Source organism: Shewanella decolorationis S12, assembly GCF_000485795.1.
GTDB classification, from domain to species: domain Bacteria; phylum Pseudomonadota; class Gammaproteobacteria; order Enterobacterales; family Shewanellaceae; genus Shewanella; species Shewanella decolorationis.
In genome coordinates this window covers 62,045-75,264 of sequence record NZ_AXZL01000050.1, presented here as the reverse complement: position 1 = coordinate 75,264, position 13,220 = coordinate 62,045, and the positions used below count along the sequence as shown (strand labels likewise).

The 13,220-nt window shown below is 46.2% G+C and carries 11 protein-coding genes; 3 read left to right on the top strand and 8 right to left on the bottom strand.

Going from position 1 to position 13,220, the window contains the following annotated elements; all coding sequences use genetic code 11:
* Positions 1-322: 322 nt before the first annotated feature.
* The gene (gene ccoG, locus SHD_RS04665; protein ID WP_023266067.1) at positions 323-1,750 is read right to left on the bottom strand and encodes a cytochrome c oxidase accessory protein CcoG; all 1,428 of its coding nucleotides are present in this window, start codon (positions 1,748-1,750) and stop codon (positions 323-325) included.
* A gap of 91 nt (positions 1,751-1,841) precedes the next feature.
* Between ccoG and SHD_RS04660 the strand changes: the two genes are divergently transcribed.
* The 3 genes from SHD_RS04660 to SHD_RS04650 all read left to right on the top strand — a co-directional run bounded on the left by SHD_RS04660 (position 1,842) and on the right by SHD_RS04650 (position 3,581).
* Positions 1,842-2,192: a hypothetical protein gene (locus SHD_RS04660; RefSeq protein ID WP_023266066.1), complete on the top strand. Its 351-nt coding sequence runs from the start codon at positions 1,842-1,844 to the stop codon at positions 2,190-2,192.
* Positions 2,193-2,307: 115 nt separating this feature from the next.
* The gene (locus SHD_RS04655; protein WP_011627707.1) at positions 2,308-3,210 is read left to right on the top strand and encodes a 1,4-dihydroxy-2-naphthoyl-CoA synthase; all 903 of its coding nucleotides are present in this window, start codon (positions 2,308-2,310) and stop codon (positions 3,208-3,210) included.
* A 167-nt stretch (positions 3,211-3,377) separates the two neighbouring features.
* Positions 3,378-3,581, top strand: a complete 204-nt coding sequence (locus tag SHD_RS04650) for a DUF2061 domain-containing protein (RefSeq protein WP_023266065.1) — start codon at positions 3,378-3,380, stop codon at positions 3,579-3,581.
* Between the two features lie 79 nt (positions 3,582-3,660).
* Here the strand turns inward: SHD_RS04650 and glmS are convergent, their stop codons facing one another.
* The 7 genes from glmS to atpG all read right to left on the bottom strand — a co-directional run bounded on the left by glmS (position 3,661) and on the right by atpG (position 13,194).
* Positions 3,661-5,490, bottom strand: a complete 1,830-nt coding sequence (gene glmS / locus SHD_RS04645) for a glutamine--fructose-6-phosphate transaminase (isomerizing) (protein WP_023266064.1) — start codon at positions 5,488-5,490, stop codon at positions 3,661-3,663.
* Positions 5,491-5,565: 75 nt separating this feature from the next.
* Positions 5,566-6,336, bottom strand: coding sequence for a DeoR/GlpR family DNA-binding transcription regulator (locus tag SHD_RS04640; protein WP_023266063.1), 771 nt, complete (start codon positions 6,334-6,336; stop codon positions 5,566-5,568).
* A 201-nt stretch (positions 6,337-6,537) separates the two neighbouring features.
* Complete coding sequence (locus SHD_RS04635) at positions 6,538-8,646, bottom strand: TonB-dependent receptor (RefSeq protein ID WP_023266062.1); 2,109 nt, start codon at positions 8,644-8,646, stop codon at positions 6,538-6,540.
* Between the two features lie 260 nt (positions 8,647-8,906).
* Positions 8,907-10,271: a bifunctional UDP-N-acetylglucosamine diphosphorylase/glucosamine-1-phosphate N-acetyltransferase GlmU gene (gene glmU, locus SHD_RS04630; RefSeq protein ID WP_039977549.1), complete on the bottom strand. Its 1,365-nt coding sequence runs from the start codon at positions 10,269-10,271 to the stop codon at positions 8,907-8,909.
* 170 nt (positions 10,272-10,441) lie between these two features.
* Positions 10,442-10,870 (bottom strand): F0F1 ATP synthase subunit epsilon, encoded by a 429-nt coding sequence (locus SHD_RS04625; protein ID WP_011624645.1) that lies wholly within the window; start codon positions 10,868-10,870, stop codon positions 10,442-10,444.
* A 36-nt stretch (positions 10,871-10,906) separates the two neighbouring features.
* Positions 10,907-12,298, bottom strand: coding sequence for a F0F1 ATP synthase subunit beta (gene atpD, locus SHD_RS04620; protein WP_023266060.1), 1,392 nt, complete (start codon positions 12,296-12,298; stop codon positions 10,907-10,909).
* A 35-nt stretch (positions 12,299-12,333) separates the two neighbouring features.
* The gene (gene atpG, locus SHD_RS04615) at positions 12,334-13,194 is read right to left on the bottom strand and encodes a F0F1 ATP synthase subunit gamma (protein WP_011718833.1); all 861 of its coding nucleotides are present in this window, start codon (positions 13,192-13,194) and stop codon (positions 12,334-12,336) included.
* Between the last annotated feature and the right edge of the window lie 26 nt (positions 13,195-13,220).

Here is a 13,220-nt window from a genome sequence, read left to right as displayed (position 1 = left end):
GACCACTTACCTCGCGTTACCGCTCAGCGGGTCAGGGCTGCGTATTCTACGCATTTCCCATTTGGCGTCAAGGCGTTTTTGCAAACTTCTTGAGGCTTTCGAATCAAGTGCACAATTTGCATTCGATTCGTACTGTAACCGCGTTAGCTTTCGCTGTCTGCCGTGTCAGTGGATGCGCATTATAGGCAGCAGAACTTTTTGTGCAAGGGCTTTTTGTCAGAAAATTACGATTAATCATCTAGACGCCTAGATATCCAGCAATATGAATAAAAAAGGGGCTAAACAGCCCCTTTTTAAACTCATTTGGTTAACGAAACAGTAACTATGGACTGAAGAATCGCGATTCTTGCTCGACTTCGACTTCTTCGCCATCAATATGGGTTTTCACTTTTATCTCAATATTAGTTACTGAACGCGAAAGTTCGACTGGATCGACCCCGATACTGATAGGTAGAGTTAATACCTCTCCTCCTGCAATCGTCACTGAGGTAGGTCCATACCACTTATAGTTGTTGAGGCCTTCAACACTCATAGTGTATTCATGGGCTTGCTCTGTCTTATTCAGGATCTTCAAGGTGAAGGTGTTTTCAATCAAACCTCGATCATTTTCTCGATAGAGTTGATTGCGGTCGCGGATAATATCCATACGTACTGGTGCAATCGTCGCGCTCGCATAGATAAAGACAAGAATCATAACGGCAAGCACTACACCATAGCCGACCAGCTTAGGACGTAATACTTTCTCTTTAATACCCTCGAGTTTATTTTCGGTGGTATAGCTAATCAGCCCCAGAGGGTATCCCATGCGCTCCATAGTTTGGTCACAAGCGTCGATACAGGCGCCGCAGTTAATACATTCGTATTGCAGGCCATTACGAATATCAATACCCGTTGGACAAACCTGAACACAGAGGTCGCAGTCGATACAGTCGCCTAAGCCCATTTCTTTGGGGTCGGCTTTGCGTGAACGCGGGCCACGGGTCTCGCCACGTTTGGCATCGTAACCAACGATATAAGTATTTTTATCAAACATCGCCGATTGGAAGCGCGCGTACGGGCACATATGAATACACATGATTTCACGCATCCAGCCCGCATTACCGTAGGTCGCTAAGGTAAAAAACACCACCCAGAAGTAGATAGCACCCGATGCATTAAGGGTAAATACATCGACATAGACTTCACGGCTCGGCACAAAATAGGACACAAAGGTCATAGCTGTGATGAGCGAAAGCACTATCCATGCAGTGTGTTTTGCGGTTTTGCGCCAGATTTTGTCAAAACCCCATGGCATTTGATCTAGCTTAATGCGCTTATTACGGGCACCTTCGAGTTTTTCTTCGAACCAGATGAACATAAACGTCCATACGGTTTGCGGACAGGTGTAACCACACCAGACTCGACCGAGATAGGTTGTCACGAAAAATAACGCAAAGGCGGCTATCATAAAGAGAGCGGCAAGTAAGGTCAGATCTTGTGGCCAAATCGTTAAACCAAAGACATGGAATTTCTGCTCAGCCAGATTGAACCATACGGCTTGACGTTCTCCCCAAGGTATCCAGGGTAAGATAAGGAAGAAGAGCATTGCAATCCAGCCCATACGGCGGCGTAAACTACTCCATAATCCATCGATGGCCCGGACATAAATCCGATTGCGGGGGTTAAAGCGATCAGCCTTATCTGCATCAGGCTGGTGAATCTTAATTCGATTGGTTTTCGAATAGTCCTTGTTATTAGATTCTGCGTTCATCGTGACAGCCTTTTACTGCTTTAATATTGGACGAAAACTGGCTTATTATACCCATATTATTAATGGTTATTCACTTATGTTGGACTAAAAGATGAAAGGTTGGATCATATTAGCGCTTCTTTCTGGTGCATTATATTACTTATACACAGAAACAGACAAATTAGATGCACCTATTGCAAAAACAGAGGAAGTGATTCAGAAGATAGAAAACAAGGTCAGTTCAGCAATGGGAACTCAGATAATAAAAATAGATCAAAATCTAACAAAGGCGCGGAAAGAGATTTTGGCGCGACTGTCTGCACCTGAAGTCGAAGAATTTAATAAAATCCCACTCACCGAAGACGGCATTGCTGATTTTAAAGAAAGCTACTGCGGTACTAAAGCCACCGAACATCCCATTTTTAGCAGAGATAACTTGCTATTTATCTGCGACAACCTCTAATCCACTAACAGGCAAACGGAATTTTGCAAACCATCACTAAGCATAACGCTGAGGTGATTGACCTACGGTAACATTCCACCTAGCCTCTGAGCTTCAATTATATAGGCCTTATATCATGACTAAACCAGTATCAGATATTTTTGATCCCGCACTGTGGGATGAAGTCAGCGGATTTAACTTCGACGATATTACTTACCATAGAGCCAAAGCCCACGGCACTGTGCGTATTGCTATTAACCGTCCAGATTGCCTCAATGCCTTTCGCCCAAAAACGGTTGATGAGTTATATATCGCCCTCGATCACGCTCGCCAATGGTCCGATGTAGGTTGTGTATTACTCACGGGCAATGGCCCCTCGGCCAAAGGACAATATTCGTTTTCCTCCGGTGGCGATCAACGTATTCGCGGTAAAGATGGTTATAAATATGAAGGCGCCGAAGAAGGTAAAGCCGATTTAGCCAGAATGGGGCGGTTACATATCCTCGAAGTCCAACGATTGATCCGCTTTATGCCTAAGGTGGTGATCGCAGTCGTACCGGGTTGGGCGGTGGGTGGCGGCCATAGTTTGCACGTTGTCTGCGACTTAACCTTGGCCTCGAAGGAACACGCCGTCTTCAAACAAACCGATCCCGATGTCGCGAGTTTCGACTCAGGCTATGGCAGTGCTTATCTTGCCAAGATGATTGGCCAAAAGCGTGCGCGAGAAATTTTCTTCTGTGGCTTTAACTACAGTGCCGATGAAGCCTTTGCCATGGGAATGGTGAATAAATCGGTTCCCCATGCCGAACTCGAAGTTGAAGCATTAAGATGGGCCAAAGAGATTAACTCCAAATCGCCTACGGCGATGCGTATGCTGAAGTACGGCTTTAACATGACCGACGACGGCATGGTCGGTCAGCAACTGTTTGCGGGTGAAGCGACACGCTTAGCCTATGCCAGCGCAGAAGCTCAAGAAGGACGCGATGCTTTCCTTGAGAAACGTGACCAGGACTTTTCCGCGTTTCCTTGGCATTACTGATCGAAACTGATTGCCATATAAAGCTCTCATTTGAGGGCTTTATATTTTTTAGCGCTTATAGATAGAAAAAACCGTTTAAACTAATCTCAAAATACGGGTTTAAATTTTAATGAGAATTGTTATCATCTAATTATTCCCAATTGGGGCTAACATTAGAGGATAAGATCATGACCAAGACACTAACTTTTGCCGTATTACATTTCAGCGTTGCCTTCACAGTTACCTATTTATTAACTGGTAGTGTTTTGGTCGGTGGTGCCGTCGCCTTAGTTGAGCCCGCGATAAACACTGTAGTGTTTTATTTCCACGATAGAGTATGGAAACGTTTCGAGGCAAAAAAGCAGAACGCACTTAATGCAATAACGGCTTAATACACTCAGCCACCAGCACATACTCTAATAAAGCCCCAATAAAAAACCGCCATTTAGGCGGTTTTTTATTGCTTCCGATTTATTCCACCGTCACCGATTTAGCGAGGTTTCGTGGTTGATCCACATCGGTGCCCTTAATTAAGGCAACGTGATACGACAGCAACTGTAATGGGATGGTGTAAATCAGCGGCGCCATAAAGATATCGCAGTGTGGAACCGGGATAACCTTCATGGTCTCGTCAGATTCAAACTCTGCATCCACATCGGCGAAGACATACATTAAGCCGCCACGGGCACGCACTTCTTCAACGTTAGATTTCAGCTTTTCTAACAGTTCGTTGTTTGGTGCAACCACGATGACGGGCATGTCGGCATCAATCAACGCCAGTGGGCCATGCTTAAGTTCGCCAGAGGCATATGCCTCTGCATGGATGTAGGAGATCTCTTTTAGTTTGAGCGCACCTTCCATCGCAATCGGGTACTGATCGCCACGGCCAAGGAATAAGGCATGGTGTTTGTCGGCAAAGTCTTCCGCCAATTCAGCAATCGCATCATCTAAACCTAGGGCTTGTTCCACTTTGGCAGGCATAGACTGTAGGCTTTGAGTAATCTCCGCCTGCATTTGCTCAGACATACCATTATGGCGACCGATCACCGCAGTCAGCATTAATAAACCCGCCAGTTGCACGGTAAAGGCTTTAGTTGAAGCAACGCCAATTTCAGCGCCTGCTTTCATCATGTACGCCATATCTGACTCACGCACCAAAGAAGAGCCGGGCGCGTTACAGATGGTCAGTGTCGCCTTATAACCCATTTCTTTAGCGAGGCGCATCGCCGCCAGCGTATCGGCAGTCTCGCCCGATTGAGAAATGGTCACCAACAGGCTGTTAGGGAACAAATGCGACTTGCGGTAGCGGAATTCGGAGGCGATTTCGACATTACAAGAAACGCCGGCCCAATCCTCTAACCAATAACGCGCCGCCATACCCGCATGATAGCTAGTACCACAGGCAATGATTTGTACGTGCTTGATATTTTTTAAGAACTCAGCAGCATTATCACCAAAAGCCGTGTCGAGCACTTGCTTGTTAGCGATGCGACCTTCGATAGTGCGTGTCAGTGCCAATGGCTGCTCATAAATCTCTTTGAGCATATAGTGGCGATATTCACCTTTGTCACCGGCATCGTGGGTGATTTCTGATTCTTTAACTTCGCGCTCAACTTTATTGCCATGCACATCGAAAATGCTCACGGTACGACGAGTCACTTCAGCCACGTCACCTTCTTCTAAAAACGCGAAAGAACGGGTCACAGGCAGCAGCGCCAATTGATCAGACGCGACAAAGTTTTCACCTAAACCAAAACCAATCACCAGAGGGCTACCTGAACGCGCAACGACCATGCGCTCGCTATCACGGCGGTCAATCACCACAGTACCATAAGCGCCTTCGAGTTGTTTCACCGTGGCTTGCACCGCGGCCAGCAAAGTGTCGTTAGATTTCAATTCATGGTGAACTAAGTGGCAAATCACTTCGGTGTCGGTATCAGAGCTAAAGTGATAGCCCAGCTCTTTAAGCATTTCGCGCAGTTTATGATGGTTTTCGATAATGCCATTGTGCACCACGGCAATATCGCCTTCAGATAAATGTGGGTGAGCATTGCGCTCGCTTGGCTCACCATGGGTCGCCCAACGAGTATGAGCAATACCAGTGCCGCCCGCTAACGGGTCGGTTTCGAGTGCGGCAGAAAGCTCCTGTACTTTACCCACGCGGCGAGTGCGATTGAGTTCGCCATTGTGGATCACGGCAACACCTGCGGAGTCATATCCACGATATTCTAAACGACGTAAACCTTCGACCAGAATTTCGGCCACATCCCTTTGCGCCACGGCGCCAACGATTCCGCACATAGTTTTTACCTATAAAATGAAAAATAAAAATGAAGTTGTTTGAGTCATTTGCTCTGGCTTATCACGGGCAAATGCCTAAGGCGAGTAGGGCGCTAAGATGACTTTCACGCCTTGCTCGGTAATTTGATTAAGGGCGCTCTCTTCGATGCGAGCATCGGTGACTAGCACACTGATTTGCGACCAAGGTAATTCTAAGTTAGGGATCCGCTTACCAATTTTGTCCGAATCCACCATAACGATCACTTCGCGCGAAACCTCAGCCATCACCTTGCTTAAACCTGTCAGCTCATTAAAGGTGGTGGTGCCGCGCGCTAGATCGATACCGTCGGCACCGATAAAGAGTTGATCGAAGTTATAGGAGCGTAATACCTGCTCGGCGACTTGGCCTTGAAAGGATTCAGAATGCGGGTCCCAGGTTCCACCTGTCATCAATAGGGTCGGCTCGTTTTCCAGCTCATGAATCGCATTAGCCAAATGCAGGGCATTGGTCATGACCACCAGCCCACGTTTGTGGTTGAGTTCAGCAATCAGGCCTGAAGTAGTGGTGCCACTGTCGATGATGATGCGATTATGATCTTTAATAAGCTGCGCCGCGGCTTTAGCAATGGATAACTTATTAGGGGCTATCTTGGCAGAAAACTGTTGCGTCACTTCATCGGGAATGGCTACAGCACCACCATAGCGGCGTAGCAGCAGTCCGGTTTTTTCAAGTTCAGCAAGGTCTTTGCGAATAGTCACTTCTGAGGTTTCGAAACGTAATGACAACTCATCGACACTCACTTCACCCTGTTCATTCAGGATGCAGATGATACTGTGGCGTCGTTGCTGTGTATTTCGTTTATTCATAAAACCTTTCAGTTAACTTTCGATTCGAAACTTACATTATAAAGAAACGAAACATTTTTGCTAGTATTCGAAAGATAATTTCGAATCAAGATGGGTAGCTTTTAAATTGGATTAATTAACTTTATGAAAAATAATAAAAAAGCAGTTCACCTATCGATGAACTGCTTTAAGCGAGCTAAAACTTAAGCGTAGAAAGTGAAATTAGAACTTAGCTTCAAGCGCCACACTGAAGTTACGATCTTGGCCGATAGTAACCATCTTATCGCTACCACCATCTAAGTATTCAGTATCAAATAGGTTTCTCACGTTCGCGCGGATGCTAACGTCTTTACCCATAATATCCATAGTATAGGCAGCACCGATATCGAAGCGAACATAACCGTCTTTACTGATAGTGTTATCCAGGTTAGCAAAACGCTCGCCAACATAGATAGCACCGAAGTTCATCGCAAAGTTATCCGTCACTTCATAACGAGTCCAGATATTGGCCGACCATTCAGGGGCATCGATAGGCGTTTTACCTTCGCGAGCATCACCCGTCTGATATTCAGCATCTAAATACATCATAGATGAAGTCACAAACCAGCTATCTCCAATTTTGCCTTGGGCACCCATTTCAAAACCACGGTGCTTTTGCTCACCGCCTTGGGTAGTGATTGAAGTGTATTTTCCATCTTCACTTCGTGGGTCACTTGCTGTCAGCACCTCATTGATAGAGATATTCTCCAGCGTGACATCAAATACCGCAGCCGTTAATAACAAGCTATCGTCAAATAGTTCCCACTTAGTCCCCACTTCATATTGAATGCCATATTCTGGTTTGAGGTTAGTGTCATGATTAACATTTAGAGGGTCGGTAATACCACCTTGCGGTGTAAAGCTCTTAGAGTAGTTAACGTATATGCTGCCATTAGTCATTGGTGAATAGATCACCCCAAATTTAGGCGATACGGCATAGCTATTTTCACCAAATCCATCTTTTTTCTGCTCGTCATAACGTACACCTGCAAGCAATTTCCATTGTTCGTTGATGGTCATTAAATCTTGCAGATAGAAACCGTAGTATTTGTATTCATTTGGAGTGCCTTTCTTACCTGTATGGTAATCAAGATCCGGTTGAATCACTGGCTGACCAGGAATAACGGTTTGCGCTGCACCACGGGCGATTTGTTGCTGGTAGAAGTAATCTAAATAGTTGGCACCAATAAGGAATTGATGTTCCAAGCCTGCTAATTCAAACTCACCCGTAAAATCAACATAAGCAGTTTTATGCTGCCAATCGTCATATCGATCAAAAGGCTTGATACTATACCCCTTGGTGAAGGGATCTGCCGAATAAACCGGAGCTGAATCGAAACGTTGGCGATTAAATTGTTGATCGTTGTAACCGACTTTAACTTTCCAGTCGTCAGTCATTTGCCAAGTCAGATCAGCACCTAAATTTGAAACAGTATTATCGGTAAAGGCCCAGGGCGCATCCCAGATGGTTTTACGTTGACCAACAACATTGCCTTGTTTATCTAACCAACCGCCCGCATCAATACCGGTTTTATCTTGGGTATGGTCGTATTTCAGCGACAATAACAGATCATCACTGATATCGAATTCTAGGTTCAAATAACCTAACCAACGATCACGCTCTTGGTTTTCATCGGTCGTTGAATATTCACGCCAGTATTTAGTGTCTTGTTTGACTAACACACCGCGGTAACGAATGCTTTGAGCCTCGTTTAAGCTGCCACCCGCATCTAACTGAGCACGGGTAGAGCCGTAGCCATCAGTATCAAAACCTAAATCGAGCATTGAATCATAGGTCGGCTTCTTGGTGACCATATTCACCAAACCGCCGGGGCCAGATTGGCCATACAACATACTCGAAGGACCTTTCAGCACTTCGACTTGTTGTAAGGTTTCGATAGGTTGAACGTAGTGGGACCATTGCTGGTGGCCGTTGATCAGATAACCGTTGCCTGAATCTAATTCAAAACCACGAATACTGAAGACTTGGCGGTTCCAACGCTGGGTTCCCGCTGTCACACTTGAATCGTTTACTAAGACTTCCGCAAGGTTAGTCGCTAATTGCTCGTCGGTGACAAAGTCAGGGATAACATTCACGGATTGTGGTGTATCCATTAAATCAATATCACCACGCATAGCACCGGATGCACTGCCGACTTTGTAGTCGTTAAATGTACGGCCAGTGACATTAATGCGCTCAATGTTTGCATCGTTTGGCGCTTCGGCCATAACAGGCATCGCCATTAATGCAGACCCTACAGCCAAACCTACAACTGAATATTTAAATACCATTGCCAACACCTCAAGTAGACCTTTCGTCTTAGAATTGCAGGCAATATAAATAAGAATTGTTTTTATTTAATCATCTTTACACGAATTTACAATTCAGCGTGATCTATAACAACTTTCAATAAAAACAATGGATTAGCCATAACATCTCAGCATTAAATCAACATTAATTTATCCATTTTTTATTTAGAGAGGATTTTTAGCTTTGACAAAAAAACATAAAGCGGCAATAAGCCGCTTTATATCGACTGAGTACAGCGCCGTTATTTCTTAATCTTTACCGGACGTTGCCAGCCAGTCAGGTGTTTTTGCTTAACACGGGTGATCACCAGCTCATCCTCACCCACGTCACGGGTAATTGTTGACCCTGCACCCAGCGTCGCGCCTTTACCAATGGTCACTGGCGCCACCAGCTGAGTATCACTTCCCACAAACACATTATCTTCAATCACGGTTAGGTGTTTATTGGCACCATCGTAATTACAGGTAATAGTGCCCGCACCAATATTCACGCCCGCACCGATTTGCGCATCGCCTAAATAGGCTAAGTGACCCGCCTTAGAACCCACACCTAAAACGGCTTTTTTCATCTCAACGAAGTTACCGATATGGGCATCCTGCATTAACTCAGCACCTGGGCGTAAACGGGCAAAAGGCCCGGCACTGGCGGCAACGCCTAGCTTAGCGCCTTCGATAATAGAGTAAGGTTTGATCTCGGCATTATCGGCAATTTCACAATCGATAAGAATTGCGCCAGCGCCGATGCTAACGTTATTACCAATCACCACTTTGCCTTCGAAAACTACGTTCACATCGACCATTACATCCATACCGACCGTCACTTCACCACGGATATCGATACGGCTTGGGTCACGTAGGTTTGCGCCAGCAATCATCAGCTTTTCGGCTTCGCGGGCCTGATAGGCGCGCTCAAGTTGTGCAAGTTGCACGCGGTTATTAGCGCCTTCCACTTCGATAGCAGACTGTGGCTGAGCAGTATTAATTTCAACCCCGTCGGCGTGGGCCATGGCGATAATATCAGTGAGATAGTATTCACCCTGAGCATTGTTATTCGATAAACGGCCAAGCCAGGTTTTTAATGCCTTGCCCGGCACAGCCATAATGCCTGTGTTGATTTCATTGATGGCTAACTGCTCAGCATTGGCATCCTTTTGCTCGACGATACCGACAACCTTGCCTTGCTCGCGCACAATACGGCCATAGCCAGTTGGATTGGTTAGATTGACGGTTAAAATCGCTACACCATTATCTGGACGCGCAGCAAGCAAAGCTTCAAGCGTAGAGGCTTGGATTAATGGCACATCACCGTAAAGGATCAGCACAGTGTCATTATCATCGATATTCGGAATCGCTTGAGCGACCGCATGGCCAGTGCCTAACTGCTCGGCTTGCAACATCCAATTGAGTTGCTGCTCACCCAAAGCCGATTTTAATTTGTCGGCGCCATAGCCGTACACCAATTGAATGGCATCGCTGCCGATACTGTGGGCGGTATCGATAACATGCTGCACCATGCTCTTGTGGGCGATAGGATGTAATACCTTGGGAAGATCCGAGCGCATGCGAGTTCCTTTTCCTGCCGCTAAGATCACTACATTTAATGCCATTGCCATATCCTTGATTAACATCCCAAAGGGATAAACTGAGCTCGATTTTATGACACAATTTTAACGGAAAGGCACAGCAAAGCGAAAGGCAGATATCAAAACGCAGCGAAAAAACCAACAAAAAAGGCGGGTATCTTTCGATAACCGCCTTTTATCACAAACAATAACCTTTATCTGGCAATGTTTTTCTTGATGGTTTCAACAACACGTAATTGAGCCATTGCTTTCGCTAACTCAACCATAGCGGCGTCATAATTGAAGTCCGCACCCGCAGTCGCCATATGGGCTTCTGCACGACGCTTGGCTTCTAATGCTGCCTGCTCATCAATATCTTTGGCACGCATAACCACATCAGCCAACACAGAAACAGAAGAAGGTTGCACTTCCAGTAAACCACCAGAAAGATAAAACACTTCTTCGCTGCCGTCTTGTTTGACGATGCGCGCCATGCCAGGTTTGATATAGCTTAACAGTGGAGCGTGGCCATGCATGATGCCCAACTCACCTTCAGAACCGGTCACTTGTAGGCTAGCTACGCGACCTGAGAAGATGCTGCTCTCTGCGCTTACTATATCAAGCTGTACTGTCATGGCTGCCATCCCGTTCTCCTTAAAAAACTAAGTATGACTACTTAGTTATTTCTTTTTGTTAGCTTTCTCGACAGCTTCGTCGATAGAACCAACCATGTAGAACGCTTGTTCTGGAATGTGGTCGAACTCGCCACTCAGAATTCCCTTGAAGCCACGGATAGTGTCTTTCAGAGATACGTACTTACCAGGAGAACCAGTAAAGACTTCTGCTACGTGGAAAGGCTGAGACAAGAAACGCTCAATCTTACGTGCACGGGCAACGGTCATCTTGTCTTCGTCTGACAGTTCGTCCATACCGAGAATCGCAATAATGTCTTTCAGCTCTTTGTAGCGTTGCAGAACAGTTTGTACACCGTTAGCTACGTCATAGTGCTCTTGACCAACCACTAATGGATCTAATTGACGAGAAGTCGAATCCAGTGGGTCAACCGCTGGGTAAATACCCAGAGAAGCGATTTGACGTGACAATACAACAGTCGCATCTAAGTGAGCGAAGGTTGTTGCTGGTGACGGGTCAGTCAAGTCGTCCGCAGGTACGTATACCGCTTGTACAGAGGTAATAGAACCAGTCTTAGTTGAAGTAATACGCTCTTGCAGAACGCCCATTTCTTCAGCCAGAGTGGGTTGGTAACCTACTGCAGAAGGCATACGACCTAACAGTGCTGATACTTCAGTACCGGCTAGGGTGTAACGGTAGATGTTGTCAACGAACAACAGAACGTCACGACCTTCGTCACGGAATTTTTCAGCCATAGTCAGACCGGTCAGTGCTACACGCAGACGGTTTCCTGGTGGCTCGTTCATTTGACCATAAACCATGGCTACTTTGTCGAGAACGCCAGAATCCTTCATCTCGTAGTAGAAGTCGTTACCCTCACGAGTACGCTCACCTACACCGGCGAATACAGAAAGACCTGAGTGAGCTTTAGCGATGTTGTTAATCAGTTCCATCATGTTAACTGTCTTACCAACACCCGCACCACCGAACAGACCTACTTTACCACCCTTAGCGAATGGACATACAAGGTCGATAACCTTGATACCAGTCTCTAACAGTTCAGTCGTGTTTGATTGCTCTTCGTATGAAGGAGCGCTGCGGTGAATCACATAACGTTCTTCTTCGCCAATTGCGCCAGCTTCATCAATAGGGTCGCCTAATACGTTCATGATACGGCCAAGCGTGGCAGTACCAACAGGAACAGAAATAGGTGAACCTGAGTTTACTACCTCAAGACCACGACGCAGACCATCAGAAGTACCCATAGCGATGGTACGAACTACACCACCACCTAGTTGTTGCTGAACTTCCAGCACCAAACCATTACAGGAGCCTTCACCTGTGATCTTCAGAGCGTCATATACCTGAGGTACGGCATCTTGTGGAAACTCTACGTCCACAACCGCGCCAATCACTTGGACAACAGTACCTGTGCTCATGATTAATCCTCTAAAACTTGTATTCGTTACCTAACCTAAACCGCAGAGGCACCAGAAACAATTTCCGACAGTTCCTGCGTAATCGCAGCCTGACGAGCCTTGTTATAGACCAATTGCAAATCGTCAATCAGTGTACCCGCGTTGTCTGTTGCCGCCTTCATCGCCACCATACGGGCAGCCTGTTCAGAAGCAATGTTTTCAACAACACCTTGGTAAACCTGAGATTCTACATAACGAACCAATAAGGTATCCAAAAGGGCTTTTGGATCTGGCTCGTAGATGTAGTCCCAACGATGAGCAACCTCATCATCTTCCGATTTAGGCAAAGGTAGCAGCTGCTCGATCACAGGAGTCTGCGTCATAGTGTTTACAAACTTGTTGAACACTACGTACAGACGATCCAGTTTGCCTTCGTTGTAAGCATCTAGCATTACACGTACTGTCCCGATCAGGTCAGCGAGCTTTGGCGCATCGCCTAAACCTGAAGCATGGGCAGATACTTGACCGCCAAAGCTTTTGAAAAACTGCACACTACGAGCACCAATTGGGCAAAATTCAAATTCTGCACCTTGCTCTTTCCAGCTTTTCACGTCTGAAACAACCTTTTTAAAGAGGTTGACGTTCAGACCACCACAAAGGCCACGGTCGGTTGCTACAACAATGTAACCAACCCGCTTGGCCTCTCTCACCTCTAAGTAGGGGTGTTTATACTCGAGAGAACCTTGCGCTACGTGACCGATCACCTTACGCATGCTTTCCGCGTATGGACGGCTTGCAGCCATGCGTTCCTGCGCTCTGCGCATTTTGCTGGCTGCCACCATTTCCATGGCGGACGTGATCTTCTGAGTGTTTTTCACACTCGCGATCTTGGTTTTAATCTCTTTAGCGCCGGCCATCTCTACTCTCCAATCTGGACCTGAGG

Bases quoted from the DNA above. Each gene is read 5' to 3' on its own strand.
- ccoG (WP_023266067.1), bottom strand. From the start codon at position 1,750: ATGAACGCAGAATCTAATAACAAGGACTATTCGAAAACCAATCGAATT.
- SHD_RS04640 (WP_023266063.1), bottom strand. From the start codon at position 6,336: ATGAATAAACGAAATACACAGCAACGACGCCACAGTATCATCTGCATC.
- SHD_RS04650 (WP_023266065.1), top strand. From the start codon at position 3,378: ATGACCAAGACACTAACTTTTGCCGTATTACATTTCAGCGTTGCCTTC.
- glmU (WP_039977549.1), bottom strand. From the start codon at position 10,271: ATGGCATTAAATGTAGTGATCTTAGCGGCAGGAAAAGGAACTCGCATG.
- SHD_RS04655 (WP_011627707.1), top strand. From the start codon at position 2,308: ATGACTAAACCAGTATCAGATATTTTTGATCCCGCACTGTGGGATGAA.
- SHD_RS04660 (WP_023266066.1), top strand. From the start codon at position 1,842: ATGAAAGGTTGGATCATATTAGCGCTTCTTTCTGGTGCATTATATTAC.
- glmS (WP_023266064.1), bottom strand. From the start codon at position 5,490: ATGTGCGGAATCGTTGGCGCCGTGGCGCAAAGGGATGTGGCCGAAATT.
- SHD_RS04625 (WP_011624645.1), bottom strand. From the start codon at position 10,870: ATGGCAGCCATGACAGTACAGCTTGATATAGTAAGCGCAGAGAGCAGC.
- SHD_RS04635 (WP_023266062.1), bottom strand. From the start codon at position 8,646: ATGGTATTTAAATATTCAGTTGTAGGTTTGGCTGTAGGGTCTGCATTA.
- atpG (WP_011718833.1), bottom strand. From the start codon at position 13,194: ATGGCCGGCGCTAAAGAGATTAAAACCAAGATCGCGAGTGTGAAAAAC.
- atpD (WP_023266060.1), bottom strand. From the start codon at position 12,298: ATGAGCACAGGTACTGTTGTCCAAGTGATTGGCGCGGTTGTGGACGTA.